This window comes from Methylophaga sp. UBA2012 (assembly GCF_002335235.1).
Taxonomy (GTDB): Bacteria; Pseudomonadota; Gammaproteobacteria; order Nitrosococcales; family Methylophagaceae; genus Methylophaga; species Methylophaga thalassica.
Genome location: NZ_DDCG01000013.1, coordinates 159,174 through 185,410, shown reverse-complemented (window position 1 = coordinate 185,410; position 26,237 = coordinate 159,174). Strand labels below are relative to the sequence as shown.

The following is a 26,237-nucleotide window of genomic DNA, read 5'->3' as shown; positions in this document are numbered from 1 at the left end:
CATGCTGAAATGGTTGAATCTTTCTGCTTTGGTGATTGTGTTTGATCAACTCAGCAAATGGTGGGCGAATAGTACATTAGAGCTTTATCAGTCTATAGCCGTTTTGCCCTTTTTTAATATTACTCTGGCGTATAACCATGGTGCTGCATTTAGTTTTCTTGCGGCAGAAAGTGGCTGGCAACGTTGGTTTTTTAGTGGTTTAGCCGTTCTGGTAAGTATCATCTTACTGTTTTGGATGAAACGACTAAAACCAGATGCAAAATTCGAAGCAGCCTCTTTAGCATTAATTCTGGGTGGGGCATTGGGTAATGTGATTGATCGCTTCATACATGGTTATGTCATCGATTTTCTGGATGTCTATTACGGAACCTACCATTGGCCGGCATTTAATGTGGCTGACTCAGCGATTTGTATAGGTGCCATTCTATTGATTTTCGATAGCTTCAGAAACAAAACGGAGCAGAAATGAGTTTTTGTGATCTTGCTGTAAGTGGGGTTGCTAACCTGCAACCTTATGTCCCGGGTAAACCCATTGAAGAGTTACAACGTCAGTATGGTGTTCGTAATGTTATTAAGCTGGCCTCCAATGAAAATCCGCTTGGTCCTCCTAAAGCGGCTGTGGCCGCAGTGGCAATGGCAGCTAAAGAAATGGCACGCTACCCGGATGGCAACGGCTACGCATTAAAATTGGCATTAGCTGAAAAACATCAGGTAGCACCTGAGCAGATTACCCTGGGTAATGGCTCGAATGATGTACTGGAAATGGTGGCACGTGCTTTTGCCGGGGCAGGGGATGAAATTATTTTTTCAGAACATGCTTTTGCTGTGTATGGGATAGTGACGCAAGCCATTGGTGCGACCCCAGTTGTGACGCAGGCTAAAGACTATGGTTATGATCTTGATGCTATCTATAAAGCGATTAGCCCACGTACAAAAGTCATTTTTATTGCTAATCCCAATAATCCGACGGGTACTTGGTTAGAGCCAGAGAAAATTAAATTATTTTTAGAAAAAGTCCCTGAAAAGGTCTTAGTCGTACTGGATGAAGCCTATGTTGAATACCTCAATATGGAAGAAAATTCGGTACCATGGCTGCAGGATTTCCATAATCTGATCATTACCCGCACATTTTCTAAAGCTTATGGTCTGGCGGGTCTAAGGGTGGGGTATTCTTTATCACATCCTGAAGTCGCTGATTTGATGAATCGAGTCAGACAACCGTTTAATGTCAGTAATCTGGCTCAAGCTGCTGCGGTCGCCGCTCTGGGCGATGAAGCTTATTTACAGCAAACGCGAGATGTCAATCAAGCTGGCATGAAACAACTCATTGCTGGCTTTGAGAAAATGGGATTGCAATATATTCCTTCCAGAGCCAACTTCATCACAGTCAATGTGCACACCAATGCTTTTGAAGTTTACGATGAACTGCTATATGAAGGGGTTATTGTTCGCCCAGTGGCTAATTATGGTTTACCTCAGCACCTTCGGGTCAGTATTGGTTTAGCTGAAGAAAACCAGCGCTTTCTCGATGCCTTATCTGGTATTTTGGGACGCGGTTAATGATTAATCGGCTGGCTGTAATAGGTGTTGGACTGATTGGTGGTTCACTTGCCTTATCTCTTAAATCCAAAGGTGCTGTTAACGAAGTCATCGGTTATTCACGCAGTGAAAATGCCCGGCAAGAAGCATTGGCTTTAGGGGTTATTGATAAGGCTGCTGATTCCATTGCTGAAGCGGTTGCTGAAGCCGATGTTGTCTTTGTTGCCGTGCCGATGGGGGCGATGGTGGCGGTTTTTGCTGATATGAGTCAGCACCTAAGACCAGAAGCCATTATCACCGATGGTGGTAGTGCTAAAGCACAAGTGGTCCTGGCGGCACGCGAGGCATTGGGAGATAACTTCAAGCAGTTTGTGCCGGGACATCCGATTGCTGGTACAGAAAAAAGCGGTCCTTCCGCTGCATTCGCTACTTTGTATGAGGACCATCGGGTTGTTCTGACACCGGTGAGTGACACAGACCCTGCAGCCACCGCAAAAATTAAAGCCATGTGGCAGTTAACAGGGGCAGAAGTCTTTGAGATGGATGTCGAACATCACGATACGGTATTAGCAGCGACAAGTCATTTGCCTCATGTACTGGCATTTAACTTGGTAGGCATGTTAGCGCAACGTGATGATTGCGATGAAGTTTTACGCTATGCCGCCGGTGGCTTTCGTGATTTTTCGCGAATTGCCTCAAGTGATGCTGTGATGTGGCGAGATATCTGTTTGGGTAATAAACAAGCCATTCTTAATTTACTTGATGAATACCATCAAGGCATTAATAAAATCGAACAGGCCATCAAGGAAGAAGATGGGGAGTATTTAATTGAGGTGTTTGCTCGTGCTAAAAAAGCCCGGGATACCCGTTTTGCCGATCCTGATTTGATAGATAACAGTGAAGTATAAAAGTGGAATCAACAGACGTGTCTAGTGAAGCGAGTAAAAAATATATTGTTCATCCTGGTGGTAAGATTACCGGGAAAGTACGGGTGCCGGGTGATAAATCGATTTCACATCGCTCAATCATGCTTGGCTCACTTGCAGAGGGAACGACAGAAGTTACCGGATTTTTAGAGGGTGAAGATGCTTTAGCAACACTCGCTGTTTTTCGTGGTATGGGGGTCGACATCATTGGCCCTGATAAAGGTAAGGTCACGATTTATGGTGTAGGTATGCACGGCCTTAAAGCACCTGAAACAGCATTAAACCTGGGTAATAGCGGTACATCCATGCGTCTGTTATCTGGACTGCTGGCAGGCCAGGGTTTTGATGTCACCATGACGGGGGATAAGTCATTATCATCCAGACCGATGAAACGTGTGACCGATCCGTTAGCATTAATGGGCGCGAAGATCGATACCACTGATGGCAAACCACCGCTTACCTTACATAAAACAAGCAGCCTGAAAGCGATTCATTATGATTTGCCAATGGCCAGTGCACAGGTTAAATCCTGTCTATTATTGGCCGGTTTATATGCAGAAGGTAAAACGTCTGTTACAGAACCTGCGCCAACGCGAGATCATACCGAGCGCATGCTTCAGGGGATGGGCTATCAGGTAGAAAAAGAGGGCAGTACCGTTTCTCTAGTGGGTGGCGGTAAGCTGACAGCAACAAACATAGATGTACCTGCCGATATTTCCTCAGCCACGTTCTTCATGGTCGCTGCGGCGATTGCACCCGGTTCAGATATTACTCTCGAACATGTTGGTGTGAATCCGACCCGTATTGGTGTTATCAATATTCTTCAGGAAATGGGCGCAAATATTACGCTGACCAATGAAAAAGTCACTGGTGGTGAGCCTGTGGCTGATATTCGTATCCAATATGCACCCTTAAAAGGGATTCAAATTCCAGAAGATCAAGTACCTCTAGCCATTGATGAATTTCCTGCATTATTCATTGCAGCAGCCTGCGCTGAAGGTCAGACAGTGTTGACCGGGGCTGAAGAGTTACGAGTGAAAGAAAGTGATCGCATTCAAGTTATGGCCGATGGTTTAACCACATTGGGGATCGATGCCAAGCCAACAGAAGATGGCATTGTTATTACTGGTGGTGTGATTGGTAGCGGTGAGGTCGACAGTCATAGTGATCATCGGATTGCAATGTCATTTGCTATTGCGGGGCTGCAGGCTGGTGGCTCTATCCAGATTAATGATTGTGCCAACGTGGCTACCTCATTCCCGGGCTTTGTTGATCTAGCCAATAAAGTCGGTTTGCAGGTTGATGAAATTGATGGCTGATATTCCTGTATTAACGATCGATGGGCCCAGCGGATCTGGCAAAGGCACCATTGCACAAATGATAGCCAGAGAATTGGGTTGGCACTATTTAGATAGTGGTGCGATATATCGGGTACTGGCATTTGCCAGTCTTAAACACCAGATTCCAGCCTCGGATGAAAAGTCCCTTGTTCAACTAGCAAAAACCTTAGATCTACAATTTCATTTAGATGATGACGGACTCAGCGTGCTGTTAGAGGGCGAAGAGGTTAGCCAGCAAATTCGTACAGAAAAAGCAGGTAATGCAGCGTCTAAAGTGGCAGCGATTCCTGCTGTGAGGGCAGCATTATTACAGCGTCAGCGTGACTTTTGCCAATTACCCGGTTTAGTCACCGATGGGCGTGACATGGGTACGGTTGTCTTCCCTGATGCACCATTTAAAGTGTTTTTAACCGCAAGTGCGGAAGAAAGAGCATTGAGACGTTATAAGCAGTTGAAAGAGAAAGGAATTGAGAGTAACCTTTCCGATCTCATTGCAGAAATCTCAGAGCGGGACAAGCGTGACAGTGAACGTAAAGTCGCGCCGTTATTGCCCGCTACGGATGCATTGATACTGGATTCTACCGAATTAGGTATCGCTGCAGTATATGAAAAAGTGCGCAGCTATTGTGCAATTTAATTTTTTGGTGCCTGTTCGATACTTGTCGAATGGGATGTTTAACGATCTCGCATGAGCGAGTGATTAATTAGGTGATCTTGTTTCCTCAACAGGGTCAAGGATATTTAACAATGAGCGAAAGCTTTGCTGATCTCTTCGAAGAGAGTCTAAATTCAACTCCAATGCAACCAGGCAAAATTGTTACCGGTACGGTAGTCAATGTCGGTCCTGATGTTGTTATGGTCAATGCCGGTCTGAAATCAGAAGGCGCTATCCCAGTTTCAGAATTTTTGAACGAAAATGGTGAAGTAACGGTTTCTGTTGGTGACTTAGTCGATGTATCGCTGGAATCATTAGAAGATGGTTTTGGTGCGACACAATTGTCACGTGATAAAGCGAAAGCTGCCGAAGCATGGACTAAATTGGAACACGCGTTTGAAGCGGGTGAAACCGTTATGGGTATCATTTCTGGTAAGGTCAAAGGTGGTTTCACCGTGGATCTGGAAAATATCCGTGCATTCCTTCCTGGTTCTTTGGTTGATGTTCGTCCAATCCGTGATACTACTCACCTGGAAAATAAAGAACTCGAATTCAAACTGATTAAACTTGATCGTCCACGTAACAACATCGTTGTTTCACGTCGTGCGATTATGGAAGAAGAAAACAGTGCAGAACGCGAAGCGTTATTAGAAACGCTGGAAGAAGGCAAAGTAGTTAAAGGTATTGTTAAGAACCTGACTGACTACGGTGCGTTCGTTGATCTGGGCGGCATCGATGGTCTGTTACATATCACTGATATGGCGTGGAAACGTGTCAAACACCCATCTGAAGTTGTTGCTATCGGTGACGAAATTGAAGTTCAAGTACTGAAATTTGATAAAGACCGTGAACGTGTTTCACTGGGTCTGAAACAAATGGGTGATGATCCTTGGAAAGATATCGCTCGTCGTTATCCAAACAGCACACGCATCCACGGTAAAGTCACAAACATTGCTGACTACGGTTGCTTTGTTGAAATCGAAGATGGTGTTGAAGGTTTAGTTCATATGTCTGAAATGGACTGGACTAACAAAAACGTTCACCCATCTAAACTGGTTCAACTGGGTGATGAAGTTGAAGTTATGGTTCTGGATATTGATGCAGAACGTCGCCGTATTTCTCTGGGTATCAAACAATGCCAAACGAACCCATGGGAAGAGTTTGCGATGACCCACAACAAAGGCGACAAAGTGAGTGGTGCTATCAAGTCAATCACTGATTTTGGTATCTTCATCGGCTTAGACGGTGGTATTGACGGTCTGATTCACTTGTCTGATATCTCTTGGGAAGAAGACAACGAAGAATTAATTCGTGACTTCAAGAAAGGTGATGACGTTGAAGCGGTTGTTTTAGCGATTGATCCTGAACGTGAACGCATCTCTTTAGGTATTAAACAATTACAAGACGATCCGTTCTCTGCTTACTTAGCTGAGCATCCACGTGGAAGCATTGTTAACGGTAAAGTCATTGCTGTTGACGCTCGTGGCGCAACAATTGAATTAGCTGAAGGCGTTGAAGGTTATGTTCGTGCTGCAGATATTGCTCGTGAACGTGTTGAAGATGCAAGTAAAATTCTGGCTGTTGGCGACGATGTTGAAGCTAAATTTACTGGCATGTCACGTAAAGATCGTACGCTAACTCTTTCTATTAAAGCGAAAGATGATCAAGAAGAATCAGAAGCTGTGAAAGAGTACAGTAATGTTTCTGCAGGCAACACTACTCTGGGTGATTTGCTGAAAGAACAAATGGATCAGAAAGACAATTAATCGTTTTTCAATTTAAAGATGAACCCCTGATTTTGTCAGGGGTTTTTCTCTAATAGATTCAGAAGATTAAAGCCGATATTTGATATTGGTGTTTAGCGCATTATTCCAGGAATTTTAAAGACATGACCAAATCAGATTTGATTGAAGTTTTATCTGAAAAACAATCTCTATTGAATTATCGTGATGTTGAGCTTGCAGTTAAACTCATTTTAGAACAGATGAGCGATAGCCTTTCACAAGGAGATAGAATTGAAATTCGCGGGTTTGGTAGTTTTACCTTACATCATCGACCACCACGTGTTGGGCGTAACCCAAAAAGTGGTGAATCTGTTCAGTTAGATGAAAAATATGTACCGCATTTCAAGCCTGGTAAAGAGTTGCGTGACCGCGTCAACGATGCGGCAGGTTATCAGCAGTAGAACAGATGAAACTGAGCCAGGAAGCGGTTTTCGAATTTAACCAAATCCACTCATATGATGAACAGTCAGTCACTGTTCGCCAGAAAAATACACAAATTCTTAAGTCTTATGACCTCGGGTTTGTTTTGACGCCAAATCAAATAATAGAAAATATTGACGTCACTAATATCCAAAATCTAACAGCAGATACTCTGTCTGCTTTAAAAGCGCTGGCTCCAGAAGTAATTATTTTTGCGACTGAAGCCGGCCTTTCTTTTCCCCTGATAAACACAGCCAAGTATTTCAACGAGCAAGGTATCGGAACCGAGTTTATGACATTGTCATCTGCCTGCCATACATACAATTTACTGTTAGCAGAAGAACGTTCAGTGGTACTGATCCTCAGTCCTTAAATACGAGCAAATTTAATAAGCCGCAATCATTCATTATCTTGACATTATCCATATTTCTTTTTTTTTAACGGATTTTTGTAACTATTTGTTTTTTTAATATAAATATAGGTTTTATGTCAGGTGCCAACGTTGACCAACTTGACCGGACATTTTGTTCTTAGGAAAATTCCCTGTTACGTGCGGGGTGGGGCATTTCACAGCACAATGAGCTTTATCACACAACGTTTGATCTAGATCAATGTTTTGATGTGAAGCAATTCTAATGATTGATGTAAAATTCTAACTGCTTTCGATATTCATTGAAGCATGTAGAAAAGGGTCCTGATTTTGTTGTGTGGTTTTCAGCAAAGTTGAGAGAGAGTTTTCCAAAGAGAGAAGGTGTGGTCGCTATGCAAGCGGAACAACAACAATATAACTTTCAAGTGGTCAAGTGGTTTGCCTATATGGCATGCGTCTACTTGGTCGTTGGCACCGGTATCGGTGTTTATATCGCCTCAGAATTGGCTTGGCCAGTCCTGAATTTTGATAATCCATATATCAGTTTTGGTCGTTTACGTCCTTTACATACCAATGCGGTTATTTTTGCTTTTGGTGGTTCAACACTAATGGCAACAGCTTATTACATCGTACAGCGCACATGTCGTACGCGTCTATGGAGTGATAAGTTAGCCTGGTTCACTTTTTGGGGCTGGAATCTCGTTATTCTTGGTGCTGTAATCACCTTACCTCTTGGTTACACTCAATCAAAAGAATATGCGGAATTAGAATGGCCGATTGATATTCTGATTGCAGCGGTATGGTTGGTTTATACCTTTAACTTCATCATGACAATCTCAATTCGCAAAGTTTCACATATCTATGTTGCAAACTGGTTCTTCATTGCGATGATGGTCATGATTACTTATCTGCATGTTGTGAATAGCTTGGCTATCCCTGTTGAATTATTTAAATCTTATTCACTGTTTTCAGGTGTTCAAGATGCCATGATTCAGTGGTGGTGGGGTCATAATGCGGTTGGTTTCTTCCTGACTGCAGGCTTTTTGGGAATCATGTACTACTTTGTTCCTAAACAAGCGAATCGCCCTGTATATTCATACCGCTTATCTGTCATCCATTTCTGGGCATTAGTTTTCGGTTATGTTTGGCTAGGTGCTCACCATCTTCAATATACTGCGTTACCTGATTGGACTGGTTCATTAGGTGCCGCTATATCATTAGCGATGATCATTCCTTCATGGGGTGGTGCAATCAACGGTATGTTTACATTGAGTGGAGCCTGGGACAAGCTGCGTACCGATTATATCTTACGCTTCCTGATTGTCTCTTTAGCATTCTATGCGATGTCAACTTTTGAAGGTCCAGTCATGGCTTCAAAAACTGTTAACGCATTATCACACTATACAGACTGGACCATCGGTCACGTTCACTCAGGCGCATTAGGCTGGGTAGCGATGGTGTCTATCGGTGCGCTTTATCATATGGTTGAACGTATGTGGGGAACAACCATGTACTCAATCCGTCTAGTGAATCTCCACTTCTGGATGGCCACAATTGGTACAGCGGTTTATATCACAGCTATGTGGGTATCCGGCATTATGCAAGGCCTTATGTGGCGTGCATATGATGACTACGGTAACTTGGCCTACACCTTTGTTGAGTCAGTTGCTCAAATGCACCCTTACTATGCAATGCGTGCTATGGGTGGACTGATATTCTTCTCAGGTGCTTGCATCATGTTATTCAACGTTACAGTGACTATCCGTCGTGCAATTGCTAAGCCATCGGCTGCAATGGCAACTGCGGCTAACATTTAAGGAGACTGGAATGTCTGATCATAATTCTAATAAACCAGTTACCTTTCAAGAAAAACTGGAAAAAAATATCTGGGCGCTTGTGTTAGCAACGGCATTGGTTGTTTCTGTAGGCGGTATCGTAGAAATCGTTCCTCTGTTTTACCTCAAAACCACTTTTGAGGATCAAGTGCATCCTGAGTATGAAGAGCTGAAAACAGTTCGCCCATATACGGCACTTGAATTAGCTGGTCGTGATATCTATCAACGTGAAGGCTGTTATTTGTGCCACTCACAAATGATCCGTCCTTTTCGTGATGAAAAAGATCGTTACGGTCATTACTCTCTGGCTGTAGAGTCAAAGTATGATCATCCTTTCCAATGGGGTTCAAAACGTACTGGACCTGATTTAGCCCGTGTTGGTGGAAAATATTCTGATGCATGGCATATTCAGCATTTACATAACCCCCGTTCGGTTGTACCTGAGTCTGTTATGCCAAGTTATCCATGGTTAGAACATGCAACCATTGATGGCAATGGAATTGAAAAACGTCTGCGGGCGATGAAAGTCTTAGGCGTTCCATACACGGATGAGCAAATTGATAATGCTGCTGCAGAAGTTGAAGGTAAAACTGAAATGCAGGCGTTAGTTGCTTATCTGCAAGTGTTGGGAACAATGGTCAACTTTGAGCCTGGCAGGTCATATCGTGAGTAAACTTCAAGAGTATTTTCATACTAATTGGAGTGAAATGACAGCAACCGACTGGTTTGGCTTAGTGTTTACAGTAGTAATTTTTATACTGATGGTGGTGCTCTATTTTTGGGTTCTTAACCCTAAAAATAAAGACAAAATAGAGTCTCACCGCACTATGCTGCAGGACGATGACGATACAAATTCGGAGAAATGATGATGGCTGATAATAAAAAGAATCCTAATGAAGTGCCAGATACAGGGCACGAATGGGATGGCATCAGAGAGTTAGAAAATCCACCTCCACGTTGGTGGACAAATGCCCTTTATTTGAGTGGCTTGTTAGTGTTGGTCTATTTTATCCTTTATCCATCGCTGCCATTAATTAATGACAGTACAAAAGGATTGTTAGGCTGGACTCAAATCAAAGAGTACAAAGAAGATATGGCAAAAGTTCAGGACGTCAGAGCCCCATATGAAGAGAAATTAGCTTCAATGACGGCTGAAGAAATCCTTGCTGACACCGAAATGAGAAACTACGCAGTAGGTTCGAGCAAGGTTTTATTTGGTGATAACTGTGCTGCATGTCATGGTACTGGTGGTGTTCCAGCTAAAAACTCTGGCTATCCTATTCTGGCCGATGATGATTGGTTGTATGGCGGTGATATCAACACTATCGTCACCTCTCTTGCGGCTGGACGTCATGGCATGATGATGGCACATGAGAAAACCTTAAAACCTGAGGAAGTGGATGGTTTGGTTAAATTTGTTGAAAACTTATCAAATGGCAAAGCCACAGAGGCCGGATGGAAGTTATTTAACGAAAAAGGCTGTGTCGGTTGTCATGGTGCAGATGCCAAAGGTATCCATGAATTAGGCTCAGCTAACCTGACCGATAAAATCTGGCGCTTCTCAGGTGATCCGGAAGAGGTTCGCTACACAATCCTGCATGGCGTTAATGACCCATCAGATCCATTAACACGTGTTGCTATCATGCCTGCATGGAATGAAAAGCTTGCAGTGAAACTTGAAGCTGAGAAATGGGATGAAGAGCCTGAATACGAAGGCGATGAAACTCAGCGTTTATCAGTAACTGAAATTAAGAAATTAGCTGTTTATGTTCATCAATTAGGCGGTGGGCAGTAATCAATATCACTCCTCTCAGTTAGTTTCTGAGAGGAGATGAAATCTTATTCAGGAGAGAAGATATGCATATTGACGCAGTTGTTATTGGAGCGATTGCATCTGTTGTTCTGACTATTGTCGTAATAGGTGTTATCGGTTATAGAATTATGAAAAATCTAGACGATAAATAATTGTTATAGAAAATAAATAATTATTATTGAACCGTTGTTTAGGTAAATGGAAAGCCGACAAATAAAGTCGGCTTTTTTATAACGAATTAATATCAGTAAGTACTAATATTAGATTGTGCCTGTGTTAAAATGCACGCGATGAATACTATTTCGGAGATGATATGAGTCAATCACAAACAAACGTTAATGATGATGTCAGCCAAATTTATGAAGAAGTCTCCGATTGGCACGTGAATACCGGTGACCAAAAAGTGGTTGCCAAACGAATCAAGGGCCGATTTCGACTCCGGAAGTGGCTAGGGATGTCTGTTTGGTTAATATTCTTTTTAGGCCCATACATTCGTTGGAATGGGCACCAGGCGGTTTTGTTTGATATTCCAAATCGACAATTTAATTTCTTTCATTTAACGATTTATCCTCAAGACATCTGGATGTTGTCGTTAACATTATTATTCTTTGCTATTTTATTAGCCGCTGTAACCAGCATTGCAGGACGCGTGTTTTGTGGTTACTTCTGTTTTCAGACTGTCTGGACAGATATCTATACCTTTATCGAAACCAAGCTTGAAGGAGATAGTCCTCAGAAGGCGATGAAGTTCAAAAAAGCGCCCTGGTCATTTGATAAGTTGGCACGTGTGGTAACGAAGCATTCTTTATGGATTGCGATCGCGCTGATTACCGGAATTTCCTTTGCCGCATGGTTCACGGATGCTTATCAGTTATGGCCTGAGATTTTTAGCTTACAAGCACCATTGCCTGTTTGGATTTCAATGGCGGTGTTTGGTGTATTTACTTATGTATTTGCAGGCTTTATGCGTGAGCAAGTCTGTTTCTGGTTATGCCCATATGCTCGACTACAAGGTGTGATGTATGACCAGGATACTGTTTTACCAGCTTATGATGCTGAACGTGGTGAACCGAGAGGTAAACTAAAAAAAGGTCAGCTGGAGGATGAAACCAAAGGTAGCTGTATTGATTGTAAAGTCTGTGTTGCTGTTTGCCCAACCGGTATTGATATAAGAAAGGGACAGCAAGAGGGCTGTATTACATGTGGTATGTGTATTGATGCATGTGACAGTATTATGGATAAAACTAATCAGCCTCGCGGTTTGATTCGTTATGCTTCCTATAAGGAACTGCATCACGATAAAAACGTCTTAGCCATGTATAAAAGACCTCGTGTCATTATATATAGTTTGATTTTGCTGACAGCATTGTCAGGTATTATTTATGGTTTCTTCACGCTGTCACCAACTGAGTTCCAAGTTATTCATGATCGTCAACCATTGTATGTAAGGCTCAGTGATGGTGGGATCCAGAATAAATATACGTTGAAGTTATTAAATAAAACAAAAGAACCAATCGACGTCCGTTACGATGTCGAAGGATTGGAGGGTGCTACCCTACATGGTATGGGCGATAAAATTACTGTTCAGCCAGGTAAAGTTGTACCTGTGACGGCGTTGGTGAGAGTACCTGACGATAAAGTTCAAAAAGGTCTGGTGCCGATACAGTTTAAAGCGGTTGTATTAAATAATTCAGCCATATCGACCTCATACGAAAGTATGTTTATGGCGCCTGAGTAGTGGAAGAGGAAAAGAATGAATATTTCACAAGAAAATAGTCAAGCACTGAAAAACCCATGGGTATTGGGTATGCTGGTATTTTTACTCGTATTTCTAAGTGCTAATGCACTATTTATCTATCTAGCATTTAAATCACCACCTAACTTGGTGCTTGAAGATTTTTATGAAAAAGGTCAGGCATACGCTAAAACAGAAGAAGAGATTGCCAAGGAAAAGAACCTTGGTTGGTCAGGTATTTTGCTGACGCCATCGGCAACCAGAGTCAATCAAACGCAAACCTATGAAGCGTTGATTACGGGACAAAATTCTGCTGGTTTAATGTTAGATTCGGTGAAGTTCTTCGCCTACCGACCCTCTGATAAACGTCAGGACTTTTCTGCTGATATGCAGCCTTCTGGGCATGGTAGCTTTGTCACCGATGTGAGTTTTAATTTACCTGGTAGTTGGGACATTATCATCGAAGCACGTCGTGGAGACGATAAGTACGTATTAACCCGTCGCATACAAATTAATCCTTAAAATTAAAATATTGATAAACTGAAATCTAGGATTAGTTTTGACCACAGCTTGTTATCATTGTGCTTTAGCCGTCGAAGATATAAACGAGTTTAAAGCCGAGATTGATGGGGCAGAACGCGTATTTTGCTGTCATGGTTGTAAAACTGTATGTCAAACCATTTATGGCGCGGGTTTACAAAGTTTTTATGCCAAAACCCCTCAGTCCGAACCTCTTGCTCCTCCGCCAGACAGGTTAGGCGATCTGTCGGCTTATGACCTGGATGAAATTCAATCCGACTATACGGATATTGATCAAAATGAACGTACTATTCATTTATTGGTAGAAGGAATTCACTGCGCGGCTTGTGTCTGGTTGATTGAAAATGCGCTTAATCGACTAACTGGCGTTATTAATGCTGAGGTGAATTTAACGGCAAAAAGGCTAAAGCTAAACTGGGACAATTCAAAAATCGCTTTATCTAGCGTTCTGAACCGCCTAGCAGAAATAGGCTATGCCGCAGTCCCCTTTGATCCGGAAACAGCAGAAGGGGCATTAGCAAAACGACATCGTGGATTACTTTATCGTATGGCATTTGCTGGCTTTGCGATGATGAATATGATGTGGATATCCATCGCTCTATACAGTGGGGCAAGTGATGGAGAGTTTCGCCAATGGTTTCACTGGATAGGTTTTCTGATTGCAACGCCGACCCTACTGTATTCGGGCTATCCATTTATTCGTAGTGCCATCAGTGGCTTACGACAGCGTTTTTTAACAATGGACCTACCGATAGCGATTGGTGCAACTTCAACCTACTTATATTCGACTTACGCTACGATAAAAGCACTTGATACGGGTCATGTTTATTTCGACACTGTGGTCAATTTTTTGTTTGTAATTTTAGTAGGGCGCTATCTCGAAGCGATTTCAAAAAAGAAAGCACTTTCTGCCACCAGGAGGATGCTGGAATTACAGCCTAAATTTGCCACAGTCATCGTTGATAATATCACTGAAGTTGTGCCAATACGTGCAGTGAAAATCGGACAAACCATTTTAGTCAGACCTGGTGAAAGTATCCCTGTAGACGGGGTTATTGTGTCAGGTGATAGTGCGGTAGATGAGTCGATGTTGACTGGGGAATCTGTACCTGTAGTCAAGCAAGTCGGGGATTCTGTCGTTGCCGGCAGTATTAATGGTGAAGGGGCATTTCAGGTTAAGGTTGAGCAGGTATTACGTAATACCGCTTTGGCCAAAATTATTGCATTGATGGACGAAGCGCAGGCTTCAAAAGCACCTATCCAAACGTTAGCCGATAAAATTGTTCCCTGGTTTGTGTTGATAACGCTAACGCTTGCTACCTTAACATTCGTATATTGGATACAGTTTGACTTCGAAATCGCTTTACTCGCGGCTATTTCAGTATTAGTGGTTACTTGTCCATGCGCTTTTGGTTTAGCCACACCAATGTCAGTTGCTGTTGCAACTGGCGTAGGGGCGCAGCGAGGGGTCTTGGTCAAGCAGGGTGAAACACTCGAGCGTCTGTCAGCAGTGAATCATTTTGTATTTGATAAAACCGGTACGCTAACAACCGGCCAATTAAATGTGCATGTGGTTGAGCCCTGTGCAGACTTAACACAATCGGAGTTACTCAGATTGGCGGCTTCTGTTGAGCAACACTCAGAACACACTATTGCGACTGCTATCTGTGATGCTGCAATATCAGCGGGGCTCAAATTGCTACCCATCACAAAGTTTACTACGACACCCGGACGAGGTGTGACAGCGTATATTGATGGTAAACATATACTCGTTGGAACTCGTCAGTGGTTGAGCTCACAAAGTATTTATTTTCCTGAAACGCTTAACAACACTATTCTACAGAATGAAAAGCAAGGTATTAGTTGTGTGTCTGTTGCAGTGGATGGTGAGCTACAAGGTATTATTGGTTTGACAGATTCTCTTCGGGCGGATGCTTTGTCAACGATTCAATTATTACAGGCGGCGGGTGCCAAAATAACTGTGTTGAGTGGAGACCGACTGGAGGTAGTGAATGCGGTTACACAGTCATTTTCAAATATACAGCGATTTGCGGAAGTGCTGCCTCAGGACAAATCTGCTGTTGTGAAATCACTGCAAGCGCAAGGTGATATCGTAGCCATGATAGGGGATGGTGTAAACGATGCGCCGGCTTTAATTCAAGCAGATGTGGGCATGGCCCTGGCGTCTGGCACTGATGTCTCAGTAGAAAGTGCTGATGTTGTCTTATCACATCAAGAGCTGGCTAAAGTTGCTGAAGCAAAGCTTTTGGCGACAACAACTTTACGTATCATTCGTCAGAACATAATGCTTTCTATTGGTTATAACGTTATCATGGTGCCTTTAGCGATGTGTGCTTGGGTAAATCCTCTAGTGGCTGCGATAACAATGCCGATAAGTTCGTTATTAGTTATTGGAAACTCTGCTCGGATCGGAAGGTTTATAAATAAAAATAAGTAGCTGGCACGATCTATTAAAAGTCAGTGCTTGTTTTGCCCTGATTTCATCGCTCAACGAAAGGCAATAGTTTGGAGTATGTGATGGAAGTCATTTATGGGTTGCTTCCAGGTATGTTATTACTTGGCATTATTGGTGTAGCCGTTTTTTTCTGGGCCGTTCGTAATGGTCAATACGATGATATGGATGGTGCAGCTAATCGGGTACTTATGGATGATGATGAAGTAACACCTGAATCTGATGAGTCAGGCAAACAGAGCAAATCAGAAGATAAAAGTAAGAACCAACATTAAAGCAATGGATGGCTAAAATGTTACTTCAAAACGGTGAACAATCAGATGTTTAAAAACTGGAGTATCAAACATTTGCTCCAGCTATGGGCTGCGATCACATTGATTGCTGTCCTTGTGATGGGCGTGATGGCAAATTACGCCAATAACCTGATGTCCGAGACACATTCAATTTTTGTCGACCATCTTTTGCCATTGGAGTCGAGCAGCCGCAAACTTAGTCAAGTTTCATTACTTCTCGCCCAACGCCAGCAACAATTCCTCAGTTCAGCTACGGTATCTGTCTTATCTCAATTTGCTGACAGAGCGCCGCTTGAAAATTTGTTTCAGGAAAATGCAGAATTACTCACTCAGACATTAGATGATAAGCAACAAGTTCAAGGCCTGTTGAAGTCGCTTTTGACGACCTACCATGATTATTTACAGATCGACGCCAAGCTTTATCAATTAAAAAAACATCATCTTGAATTAACCAACGATATAAAAGCCAAGCAAGAGGGGAATGAACGGGTTTCGGCTGCATTATTGTTGTTAGTGGATAATCTTGAAAAACGATTACGCAACGATAATCTGGTTTCTATCCTGGGTCTGGTTAACCCGTTAAAAACTCATATTCATCAACTTCGTTTATTAAACTACAAGTTGTTTCTTCAGACTGAAGATCCATCAAGTTTTACTCAATCAGAAAAACAATTTGAGACCATTTTTACTCAGATAGAGCAGGATATTGATGCTTTTTCCAGCCAATCTTTTCAATTGTTGTATGTAACGGATACATTACAGGCGATAGAGAAACAGGTGGATTCACTCAGGGTTTTAATGGGAGGAGAGAACGGCTTAATAGCGATAGAAAAAGAAAATACTCTCACCCAAAGAACGTTGACTAAAGAGCTGCAATTATCCCTTGCTATGATGTCAACATTAACAGTGGACTTGAACCAGTTAACGGAACAAATCAATCTTTATAACTATGAAGAGATCGCAAGTGATGCCTCATCGGCCGATTATTCATGGTGGCAAATTATATTAGTCAGCATTCTTATTATGAGTGCAGTCATGGTGTTTGCTTATATTCTTATAAAAAGAATCAATGAACCATTAGTGTTGATCAAGGACTCTATTCGAGCACTCTCTGAAGGTCGGTTTGAGACAAGAATGTCGGTGACATCAACGCAAAATGAAGTCTCTATGCTGGCTCGTGACTTGAATCATTTCGCCGAGGTGACACAAAATCTGATTGCTGATTACAGCAAAGCAAAAGTCACCATGCAACATAAACAACAACAGTTAAGAGCAATTCTTAATGGTGTACCTGAAGCGATTCTGTCACTGAGTGAAGAGGGTTATATCATTGATATTAATCCTGCTGGTGCCACCATGTTTGGCGGCACCATTAAAGAGATTGTCGGGAAACATTTATTTCATTTTTTTGCTGAAAAACATAAACCCGAGTCAATTGATGATTTAGAGCACGATGATGAGTCGAATGGTGAGTATGAAGGCATTCGTATAGATGGATCCGCATTCTCATTATGGATTTCTGTCAGTCGTATATTAAGTGGTAATGACGAGTTTGTTTGGGTGTGTGTTATCGCTGACATTACTAAATGGAAACAAACTAACCAGCAATTGCATCAAATGACGTCAGAATTAAACACAATTCTGGAAAATGCGATGGTGGGTATTGCTTTCATTCGTGATCGTAAAGTGGTGCGTGTTAACCAAAAGTTTGAAGAGTTATTTCAATACAGTCGTGAAGAGATTGAAGGACAAAAAACACAGTTTATTTATCCAAGTCAGGTAGCTTATGAGCAGTTTGGAGAACATGCTGCTCATTATCTTTCTGTAGGGGAGAGCTATGAAGCTCAGCTTGAATTAGTCCGTAAAAATGGTGAGAAATTCTGGTGCGCTATGGCGGGAAAATCAATTGAAGCTGAAGCCCCACAAAATGGATCTATCTGGTTATTTGAGGATATTACAACTCAACGACAGAATGAGGAAAGGCTGACTAACCTGGCAAGCGTTGATAGTCTGACAGGCTTACCAAACCGGAACGTGTTTAATGATCGTCTTGAGCATGCTATCCATAAAGCGCATCGTGACTCAGGTCGACTTGCGGTTTGTTTTTTAGATTTGGATCATTTCAAACATATTAACGATTCATTAGGACATAAAGCGGGTGATAGTCTGCTGCGTGAAGTGGCAATACGCATTAAGAAGACTATCAGGGAGGGTGATACGGTTGCCAGACTTGGAGGAGATGAGTTCACCGTTATTTTGGAAGATATTCGTTCCGCACAATACGTGGGTAAAGTCGCTGAAAAAATTATCGATGCGATGAGTCAGCCGTATATTATTGATAACGTTGAAATCAGCATCAGTCCCAGTATTGGTATCAGCCTCTATCCTGCCGATGGTCGGGATGTCGATATGCTAATTAGAAATGCGGATGCAGCCATGTATCACGCTAAAAAAACAGGACGGAATAATTTTCAGTTTTACTCCGTCGATATGAATGCTCAGGCATCATTGCGTCTTGCCATGGAGACAGCTTTAAGACGTGCCGTTGAGCAAGAAGAATTCTTTATTCATCTGCAACCACAGGTTGAGATTGAAACTGGAAAAATGAACGGAGCCGAAGTGTTATTACGTTGGAATAGTACCCAATGGGGGCTCGTCTCACCCGCTGAATTTATTCCTATTCTTGAAGATACTGGCTTGATTGAATCTGTCGGTGAGTGGGTGCTGACACAAGCATGTAATAGCTTCTTAAAGGTGAAAGACAAATTGGCGGATGATTTTAAGCTTGCCGTCAATTTATCAGGCAGACAATTTAAAGGTGGTAATTTAGCTAGTCGCATCCGTTATATTCTGGCAGAAACGGGTATGCCCACAAAGAACCTGGAGTTAGAAATTACAGAAACTATGCTGATGGAAGATCCTGAGTTGGCAACGCTCACTTTATCGGAGCTTAGCCAGATGGGCATTAGTCTGGCAATTGATGATTTTGGTACAGGTTATTCTTCATTGTCCTACCTGAAGCAGTTCCCTTTGAATGTTCTGAAAATTGATAGCAGTTTCATTCGGGATGTCACCACAGATAAGGACGATGCCGCCATCGTCAACGCGATCATGGCAATGAGCGAAAGCCTGGGCTTGATGGTTGTCGCCGAGGGCGTGGAGACAATGGAACAATTAAATTACCTCAAACAGCATACTTGTCAGGGCGCTCAGGGGTATTTATTTAGTAAACCTGTGAGTGAAGACCTGTTTTACGAGCTGGCGCAAAAAGACACACTTATTTAGTTTGATAAATTAGTATCGTCTTACCAGTGCTACCAAAGATAACGCTTAAATTTAGTGCCTGATAAGACCAGCTTTCACTCGTATTACCTTTATCATCAGGTAAGCCCACATCAATGCTATCAGGTTCACCAAAGCGTTCCTGAATCATCTCCCTGCTCAAGCGGACACTAGGAATGTAGGTAATGGCAGCGACAGGTGAGGATAGTAAAAACTGTTTGTCTTCTTCCACCAATTCATGCTGATGCGCACCACTGGGTTGAAGTTTGCCTACAGAGGCCCTTTGCAGCATAGCGGAGACTTTATCCTCTGGTACATCAAGATTAAGCACCATCTTGGCGGATAGTCCTCCTAAGTTAACACTATCAAAATAGGCTTCGACCGTGGCCTTATTATCGGGGTCGGTGAAGATAGCCGTTTTACCAAATATTCGCAGTTCTTCTTGTGCTGTTTTGTAGTCGGTATTACCCAAGTGAATACCAAAGACGCTGATATTGTTGTCAGGCATCACGGTCACTTCCCATGGTTTACTGGCTGGCGGTTGTGGTGAGGGGATTAGCATGATCGCGGCAATTCCGACAAACACCAATAAAAGACCAACAATAAAGTTTCTGATAATGCGCATTCAAAAAATCCTGTAACGGTGATTAGCTATGAAGCCAGAAAGTGACTGGCCCATCGTTGATGAGTTTAACCTGCATATCGGCACCAAACTGACCGGTACAGACCTTGGGATGCTGCTGTTTAGCGGCATCAACAAACTCATTAAACAGTTGATATCCTATGTCAGGGGGGGCTGCAGAAGCAAAGCTCGGACGTAATCCTTTTTGTGTGTTAGCGGCCAAGGTAAATTGTGGGACAAGAAGTAAACCGCCATTAATATCTTTGACGGATAGATTCATCTTTTCCTCAGCATCCGCAAACAGACGATAATTGATGACCCTTTCTACCAGACGAGCTACCAATTCAGAGGAGTCACCTTTCTCAATACCCACAAAAACCAGCACACCCTGATCAATCTCTGCGATGCATTGTTCATTTACTTCAACCGATGCCTGCTTAACGCGTTGTAATAAGGTGATCACTGCAGTTCACCCGCTAAGGTATCGGTGGCTCTCACTAAGGCATCAATCACAGCGGGTTCGCCAGCAGCATGACCAGCCAGCGGCAATACGGTTAAGCTTGTTTCTGGCCATGCCTGATGTAGTTCCCAGGATTGCTGAAGTGGGCAAACAATATCGTATCGACCATGAATAATCTGAGTAGGAATGTGACGTATGGTTTCTATTTCACTCAAAATGGGACGGTTTTCGATAAAGCATTGATTTAACGCAAAATGTAATTGAATGCGGGAGTGCGCCAATGGGCCAGGAGCTTCCGTTAAATCCGGTTCGTATTCATGATCCCGTAATGTGACGATGGTGGCTTCCCAGCTATTCAAAATAGTGGCAGCTGAGATTTGCAGTGACTCATCAGGATCGGTGAGGCGAGTATAGTAAGCTTTGAGCGGTGTTTGTTGTTCTGACTGATCAAGCATATGTGTTAGGCGATGCCATGCTTCGGGAAATAATTTTGAGGCACCGCCTGCGGCATAAACCCAGTCAATATCCTGCTGACGCCCAAGAAAAGTGCCGCGTAATATCATGCTTATCACTTTTTCGGCATGATCTCTGGCATAACACAGTGCCAGGGTAGCTCCCCAGGAACCACCAAAAATGACCCATTTATCTATGCCCAGACGGGTACGGATATATTCCATATCGCTGACCAGATGCGCAGTGGTATTGTTTTCAAGTTCGCCACTGGGAACTGAGCGTCCGCAACCTCGTTGGTCAAATAATACAATGCGGTATTTTTCAGGATTGAAATATTGTCGATGTTGAGGCCGACAACCAGAACCCGGTCCACCATGTAGGAAAACCACCGGAATCCCTGAAGGATTGCCACATTCCTCTACATAAATTTCGTGTTTTTTACCAGAAGATATGGTTTCTCTTGCAAGTAAATGGCTTTGATAGGGTTCTATTTCTGGGTATAGCGTTAACATGTAAAAACTCGTTTATGACATTCGGCATGAACTATATCATGTGTAGTGATGGTAATTATTGAGCTATTGCGAGAAAATATAACGTTTTCGACGTTGAATTAAGATCTTGTTTTTATCAACAAATCACACATTCTTTCAAAGATAGTTGTGCTTATGATTGAAAAGACAACTAAGCAAGGCAAGAACATACAATGAATCTGCATGAATTTCAGGCCAAACAATTATTTAATCGATATGGTGTGCCTACACCACAAGGGCAAGCTGTCGCTGAAGCTGCTCAGGCGCGGCAAGCGGCTGAGTTATTAGCGGGCGAGCGCTGGGTGGTTAAAGCACAGGTTCATGCCGGTGGCCGCGGCAAAGCGGGTGGCGTTAAAGTGGTGAGTTCGCTGGATGACGTTGAGTCAGCCGCTGCTGGTATGCTGGGAAAAAATATTGTCACGCATCAGACCACTGCTGAAGGTTTACCCGTACAGCAGGTATTGGTGGAAAAACCGACCAATATCAGCCGTGAAATCTATCTGGCCGTACTGGTTGATCGCAGCTCTCAACGTATTGTGTTTATGGTGTCAGCAGAAGGCGGCATGGATATCGAAGCCGTCGCTGAGCAGCAGCCTGAAGCCATACTGAATTTATATGTTGATCCTGTTGTTGGTTTACAGGGCTATCAGTGTCGTCGCGCCGCATTTTTCCTGGGCTTGACTGGAAATAGCTTTAAGCAGCTACAGTCCGTCATGCAAAATTTGTATCAGCTCTTTACAGAAAACGATGCCAGTCTAGTGGAGGTGAATCCACTTGTGGTGACTGATGACGGTGACTTACTTGCCGTTGATGCAAAAATTAATTTAGATGATAACGGCTTATTCCGTCATGCCGATTTGGCAGAGATGTTTGATCCGAGTCAGGAAGATGATGCAGAAGTTATCGCCCGTGAATTTGGCCTTAACTATATTTCTTTAGATGGGAATGTGGCTTGTATGGTCAATGGAGCTGGTCTCGCTATGGCGACGATGGACTTGATTCAGAAAGAAGGTGGACAGCCTGCTAACTTCCTGGATGTAGGCGGTGGCACTACGGCTGCTCGCGTGGCTGAAGCATTTAAGCTGATCCTGTCTGATAAAAAAGTGAAGTCGATCCTGGTCAATATCTTTGGTGGTATTGTCCGCTGTGATCTGATTGCCGAAGGCATTATTCAGGCAGCAAAAGAGGTCGGCTTATCGTTACCTGTTGTCGTCAGACTCGAGGGTACCAATGCGCAACGAGGTCGTGAATTATTGAAAAACAGTGAAATGAGTATATATGCTGCCGATGATTTAACCGATGCTGCGCGTCAAGCTGTAGCGGCAGCTCAGGAGTCGCAGGCATGAGTATTTTAATCAATCGTGAAACCAAAGTGATTTGTCAGGGCTTTACTGGTAAACAAGGTACATTTCACTCAGAGCAAGCCATTGCATATGGCACCCAATTTGTCGGTGGTGTTACCCCAGGAAAAGGTGAGCAAACGCATCTGGATAAACCGGTATTCAACACGGTTCATGAAGCGGTTGAACAGACCGGTGCTGATGCCACCATGATTTATGTGCCTGCCGCCTTTGCTGCAGATGCGATTCTGGAAGCGGCTGATGCGGGTATCAAAATAATTGCCTGTATTACAGAAGGCATCCCTGTACTGGATATGTTACGCGTCAAACATGCTTTAAATAGCTACGATGCACACTTGATAGGGCCGAACTGTCCGGGCCTGATTACTCCAGGTGAATGTAAGATTGGCATCATGCCCGGTAACATTCATCAACCGGGTAAAATCGGCATAGTATCGCGTTCAGGCACCCTGACTTATGAAGCTGTTCATCAGACAACGCAGAACGGACTTGGACAAAGTACCTGTGTTGGTATTGGCGGTGATCCAATTCATGGTATGAACTTTATTGAATGTCTTGAGTTGTTTGAGAATGATCCGCAGACCGAAGGTATTGTGATGGTTGGTGAGATTGGCGGTCATGCTGAAGAGGATGCGGCCGAGTTTATCAAAGCGCATGTTACTAAACCGGTGGTGACCTATATCGCCGGTCTAACGGCACCGGCTGGCAAACGCATGGGACATGCAGGAGCGATTATCAGTGGTGGCAGTGGCACCGCTGAAGCGAAATTAAAAGCGCTTGAAGCGGCAGGCTGTGGCATTGCGCGATCGCCCGCAGAAATTGGCGACATTATGCTGGCAATGATGGATAAAAAATAAATGCAGACAGTCACGCTGGTGATGGGGCAAATTAATCCTGTAGTTGGGGATGTTGCGGGTAATGTTAATAAAATTATCGAGACGGCACAGCAGGCAAAAAAACAATTCAATGCAGATTTAATTGTTTTTCCTGAATTGACCCTAACCGGATATCCGCCAGAAGATTTATTGCTTCGTCCTGGTTTGTTGAAGCGCGTTCGTAAAGCATTAACGACACTGGCAAGCAAGCTGGATAATGTAGCCGTGTTAATCGGCCATCCCGATGGTGATGTCGAGTCGGGTTTATACAACTCTGCATCGTTAATTGATGGGGGCAAGCTTGTTTGTACCTATCACAAACAGCAGTTACCCAATTACGGTGTATTCGACGAAAAACGCTATTTTATCGAAGGCGAAAATGCCACTGTGTTTGATTTTCGAGGTCTGAAAATCGGCATTACTATCTGTGAAGATATCTGGTTTACACAGCCGAGTGCTAAAGCAAAAGCTGCCGGAGCTGACCTTATCGTCAACTTGAATGCTTCTCCTTACCATATGGGCAAATGGCCACTGCGTGAGGCTGAAGTAAAAAAACGTATCAGTGAAACGGGCTTACCTATTGTCTATGTCAATCAATACGGTGGTCAGGATGAACTGGTTTTTGATGGTCATTCTTTTGTGATGAATGCCAATGGCGAAAAAGTGGTCCAAGCACCTGCATTTGAGTTTGGTTTATTTCCGGTGACGATTGAACGACAGTCATCTGGTGGCCTAGCTTTATCGGGTGCCATTTGTGAGTCGCAGGACGACTTATCTATCATATACAAAGCGTTAACCCTTGGACTGAAAGATTACATTGAGAAAAATCACTTTCCAGGTGTTGTACTTGGACTGTCAGGAGGCATTGATTCTGCGTTAACAATGGCACTTGCTGTTGATGCTATCGGCGCAGACAATGTGCATGCGGTGATGATGCCGTCGCGCTACACATCTCAAATGAGTCTGGATGATGCAAAGTTAATGGCTGAAGGCTTGGGTGTTAAGTACAGTATTATTTCGATAGAACCGACATTTAATGCCTTTATTGACTCATTAGCTGATGAGTTTAAAGGTTTGCCGGCCGATACCACGGAAGAAAATATTCAAGCCCGTTGCCGCGGCATTATTTTGATGGCCTTATCCAATAAAACGGGTTCAATGGTGTTATCAACCGGTAATAAAAGCGAAATGGCTGTCGGCTACTCAACTTTATATGGCGATATGGCTGGTGGTTACTCACCATTAAAAGATGTTTATAAAACGTTGGTCTATCAGTTGAGCCATTATCGCAATCAGCAATCTAATGTGATTCCAGAGCGTATCATCACACGACCTCCATCCGCTGAATTGGCAGAAGGTCAGTTGGATCAGGATAGTCTGCCTGACTATGCTGTCCTAGATAAAATTCTACAACGTTATATAGCTGATCAGTGTTGCTTTGAAGAGCTAGTCGACGAGGGCTACGACGCCGAAATGGTTGCAAGAGTTATTAAAATGGTAGATCGTAATGAATACAAAAGGCGGCAGGCGCCTCCAGGTATCCGTATCAGTAGCCGGGCGTTTGGCCGAGACCGTCGGTATCCCATTACGTCAGGCTACACCGTCACTTCAACTATAGAGTAAGGAACTACGATGAAAAAAATTGAAGCGATAATTAAACCTTTTAAGCTGGATGATGTTCGCCAGTCACTTTCTGATATTGGTGTGACCGGGATGACTGTCACTGAAGTCAAAGGATTTGGTCGTCAGAAAGGACATACCGAGTTCTATCGTGGTGCTGAATATGTGGTCGACTTTTTACCGAAAGTGAAATTAGAAATTGCCGTAGCAGATGACAAAGTCGATAGTGTTATCGAAGCAGTGATCAAAGCGGCCAATACAGGCCGTATCGGCGATGGTAAGATTTTTGTTACGCCGCTGGAGCAAGCGATTAGAATTCGTACTGGTGAGCAGAACCAAGACGCTATTTAAGCTGTTCTAGGCATAAAAAAAGCCCGCCTCTGAATATTCATAGGCGGGCTTTTTTATTGTTTAATTATTGCACTTCAGTCTGTGCAACTTCAGCAATACCCGGGTGACCAGGGTAATTGATTTTCAATACTCGTAAAGCATCATCTGAAAGATCGGTCATGCCGAGAATTTTGTATGCTTTTGCCATAACGACTAATGCATCAGGCATAGCCGGTGTACGGTCGTAGTTTTCTATCACATACTTACCACGGTTTAATGCAGCCAGGAATGATCCTCTACGCATATAGTAATTAGCGACATTCACCTCATGCTGTGCCAGTCGGTTACGAAGATAAACAATACGCTGCGCAGCATCTTCGGCATAACGACTGGTCGGGAAGCGATTAATTAATGTGTTGAAATCACGCAAGGCATCCTCAGCAGCGCCCGGGTCACGTTGAGATTCATCACGGGGGATATATTTTTCTAATAAACCAATATCACGATGAAAATTGACCAGGCCACGTAAATAAATAGCGTAATCAATATTTGGATTAAGTGGATAAACACGCATAAAGCGGTCAATGGTAGCGATAGCTGTTTCAGGATCATCTGATTTGTAGTGAGCATATGCAGACTCAAGCAGCGCTTGTTGAGCATATTCACCAAAAGGAAAACGAGCTTCAAGTTGTTCGTAGTAGGTAATCGCTTTGCTGTAGTCTGCGATGTCGAGTGCGGCTTTTGCCTCGCTGTATATACGATCTACACTCCAGCTTTCATCCGCTTTAACTTCTTCTTTTTTAAAAAAAGAGCAACCAGACAGTGACAAACAGGTCAAACCGATAAGTAATGGCAAATAATATTTTTTCATTGAAGTAGAGTACGCTAGCTTGCTGTTTAAGGTAAAGGCTGATCTTAGCCCTTTTTCTGATTCAAAGCACGTTTTACCGAATGTGAAGATTATATTTAATCAAGTACAAT

At 43.1% G+C, this 26,237-nt stretch carries 23 protein-coding genes and 1 pseudogene; 20 read left to right on the top strand and 4 right to left on the bottom strand.

The features are described from left to right. The first annotated feature begins 1 nt into the window (after window position 1). The 16 genes from lspA to B2248_RS10375 all read left to right on the top strand — a co-directional run bounded on the left by lspA (window position 2) and on the right by B2248_RS10375 (window position 19,008). A complete protein-coding gene (lspA, locus tag B2248_RS10450; protein WP_273182233.1) occupies window positions 2-469 on the top strand; it encodes a signal peptidase II in 468 nt (155 codons plus the stop codon). Then, entirely contained in the window at window positions 466-1,560 is a 1,095-nt protein-coding gene (gene hisC, locus B2248_RS10445) for a histidinol-phosphate transaminase (RefSeq protein WP_273182231.1), read from the top strand. The genes lspA and hisC overlap by 4 nt, the downstream gene beginning before the upstream one ends. Continuing rightward, entirely contained in the window at window positions 1,560-2,447 is an 888-nt protein-coding gene (locus B2248_RS10440) for a prephenate dehydrogenase (protein ID WP_273182228.1), read from the top strand. Before hisC ends, B2248_RS10440 begins: the two co-directional genes overlap by 1 nt. A gap of 17 nt (window positions 2,448-2,464) precedes the next feature. Further along, window positions 2,465-3,784: a 3-phosphoshikimate 1-carboxyvinyltransferase gene (gene aroA / locus B2248_RS10435; protein WP_273182765.1), complete on the top strand. Its 1,320-nt coding sequence runs from the start codon at window positions 2,465-2,467 to the stop codon at window positions 3,782-3,784. Next, window positions 3,774-4,442, top strand: coding sequence for a (d)CMP kinase (gene cmk / locus B2248_RS10430; RefSeq protein WP_414673482.1), 669 nt, complete (start codon window positions 3,774-3,776; stop codon window positions 4,440-4,442). Before aroA ends, cmk begins: the two co-directional genes overlap by 11 nt. A 110-nt stretch (window positions 4,443-4,552) precedes the next feature. Then, entirely contained in the window at window positions 4,553-6,226 is a 1,674-nt protein-coding gene (gene rpsA, locus B2248_RS10425) for a 30S ribosomal protein S1 (protein ID WP_007145731.1), read from the top strand. Between the two features lie 122 nt (window positions 6,227-6,348). After that, window positions 6,349-6,645 (top strand): integration host factor subunit beta, encoded by a 297-nt coding sequence (locus B2248_RS10420; protein ID WP_007145730.1) that lies wholly within the window; start codon window positions 6,349-6,351, stop codon window positions 6,643-6,645. Window positions 6,646-6,650: 5 nt separating this feature from the next. Continuing rightward, window positions 6,651-7,037 carry an MTH938/NDUFAF3 family protein gene (locus tag B2248_RS10415; RefSeq protein ID WP_273182224.1) on the top strand — a complete coding sequence of 129 codons (387 nt, stop codon included), beginning with the start codon at window positions 6,651-6,653 and terminating at the stop codon, window positions 7,035-7,037. A 389-nt stretch (window positions 7,038-7,426) separates the two neighbouring features. Continuing rightward, window positions 7,427-8,851: a cytochrome-c oxidase, cbb3-type subunit I gene (gene ccoN / locus B2248_RS10410; protein WP_273182222.1), complete on the top strand. Its 1,425-nt coding sequence runs from the start codon at window positions 7,427-7,429 to the stop codon at window positions 8,849-8,851. A 10-nt stretch (window positions 8,852-8,861) separates the two neighbouring features. Further along, window positions 8,862-9,542, top strand: coding sequence for a cytochrome-c oxidase, cbb3-type subunit II (gene ccoO, locus B2248_RS10405; RefSeq protein WP_273182220.1), 681 nt, complete (start codon window positions 8,862-8,864; stop codon window positions 9,540-9,542). A 195-nt stretch (window positions 9,543-9,737) separates the two neighbouring features. Next, complete coding sequence (gene ccoP, locus B2248_RS10400; protein ID WP_273182219.1) at window positions 9,738-10,664, top strand: cytochrome-c oxidase, cbb3-type subunit III; 927 nt, start codon at window positions 9,738-9,740, stop codon at window positions 10,662-10,664. A gap of 331 nt (window positions 10,665-10,995) precedes the next feature. Beyond that, window positions 10,996-12,420, top strand: coding sequence for a cytochrome c oxidase accessory protein CcoG (gene ccoG / locus B2248_RS10395; protein WP_007145724.1), 1,425 nt, complete (start codon window positions 10,996-10,998; stop codon window positions 12,418-12,420). 15 nt (window positions 12,421-12,435) lie between these two features. Next, window positions 12,436-12,939 carry a FixH family protein gene (locus tag B2248_RS10390; RefSeq protein ID WP_007145723.1) on the top strand — a complete coding sequence of 168 codons (504 nt, stop codon included), beginning with the start codon at window positions 12,436-12,438 and terminating at the stop codon, window positions 12,937-12,939. Window positions 12,940-12,976: 37 nt separating this feature from the next. Further along, window positions 12,977-15,415: a heavy metal translocating P-type ATPase gene (locus B2248_RS10385; RefSeq protein WP_273182216.1), complete on the top strand. Its 2,439-nt coding sequence runs from the start codon at window positions 12,977-12,979 to the stop codon at window positions 15,413-15,415. A gap of 80 nt (window positions 15,416-15,495) precedes the next feature. Beyond that, window positions 15,496-15,705, top strand: coding sequence for a cbb3-type cytochrome oxidase assembly protein CcoS (ccoS, locus tag B2248_RS10380; protein WP_007145721.1), 210 nt, complete (start codon window positions 15,496-15,498; stop codon window positions 15,703-15,705). A gap of 45 nt (window positions 15,706-15,750) precedes the next feature. Then, window positions 15,751-19,008 (top strand): EAL domain-containing protein, encoded by a 3,258-nt coding sequence (locus tag B2248_RS10375; RefSeq protein ID WP_273182213.1) that lies wholly within the window; start codon window positions 15,751-15,753, stop codon window positions 19,006-19,008. Here the strand turns inward: B2248_RS10375 and B2248_RS10370 are convergent. The 3 genes from B2248_RS10370 to pip are packed head-to-tail and all read right to left on the bottom strand — an operon-like array spanning window position 19,001 to window position 21,052. Next, on the bottom strand, window positions 19,001-19,630 hold the full coding sequence (locus B2248_RS10370; protein WP_273182212.1) for a lytic murein transglycosylase: 630 nt from the start codon (window positions 19,628-19,630) through the stop codon (window positions 19,001-19,003). The genes B2248_RS10375 and B2248_RS10370 overlap by 8 nt on opposite strands. A 22-nt stretch (window positions 19,631-19,652) precedes the next feature. Further along, window positions 19,653-20,090, bottom strand: coding sequence for a D-aminoacyl-tRNA deacylase (dtd, locus tag B2248_RS10365; RefSeq protein WP_007145718.1), 438 nt, complete (start codon window positions 20,088-20,090; stop codon window positions 19,653-19,655). Continuing rightward, complete coding sequence (gene pip / locus B2248_RS10360) at window positions 20,087-21,052, bottom strand: prolyl aminopeptidase (protein WP_273182209.1); 966 nt, start codon at window positions 21,050-21,052, stop codon at window positions 20,087-20,089. The genes dtd and pip overlap by 4 nt, the downstream gene beginning before the upstream one ends. Window positions 21,053-21,237: 185 nt before the next feature. On the opposite strand from pip, the pseudogene sucC reads away from it, so the two are divergent. The 4 genes and pseudogenes from sucC to B2248_RS10340 form a co-directional block, all read left to right on the top strand. After that, a pseudogene (gene sucC / locus B2248_RS10355) lies at window positions 21,238-22,416 on the top strand (ADP-forming succinate--CoA ligase subunit beta); the annotation flags it as partial. After that, complete coding sequence (gene sucD, locus B2248_RS10350) at window positions 22,413-23,288, top strand: succinate--CoA ligase subunit alpha (RefSeq protein ID WP_273182203.1); 876 nt, start codon at window positions 22,413-22,415, stop codon at window positions 23,286-23,288. The pseudogene sucC and the gene sucD, both read left to right, overlap by 4 nt. After that, window positions 23,289-24,929 carry an NAD+ synthase gene (locus B2248_RS10345; protein ID WP_273182200.1) on the top strand — a complete coding sequence of 547 codons (1,641 nt, stop codon included), beginning with the start codon at window positions 23,289-23,291 and terminating at the stop codon, window positions 24,927-24,929. It begins immediately after the preceding gene. A 9-nt stretch (window positions 24,930-24,938) separates the two neighbouring features. Beyond that, entirely contained in the window at window positions 24,939-25,277 is a 339-nt protein-coding gene (locus B2248_RS10340; RefSeq protein ID WP_007145713.1) for a P-II family nitrogen regulator, read from the top strand. Between the two features lie 64 nt (window positions 25,278-25,341). On the opposite strand, the gene B2248_RS10335 is transcribed toward B2248_RS10340, so the two are convergent. Further along, the gene (locus B2248_RS10335) at window positions 25,342-26,127 is read right to left on the bottom strand and encodes an outer membrane protein assembly factor BamD (protein ID WP_007145712.1); all 786 of its coding nucleotides are present in this window, start codon (window positions 26,125-26,127) and stop codon (window positions 25,342-25,344) included. Window positions 26,128-26,237 lie beyond the last annotated feature (110 nt).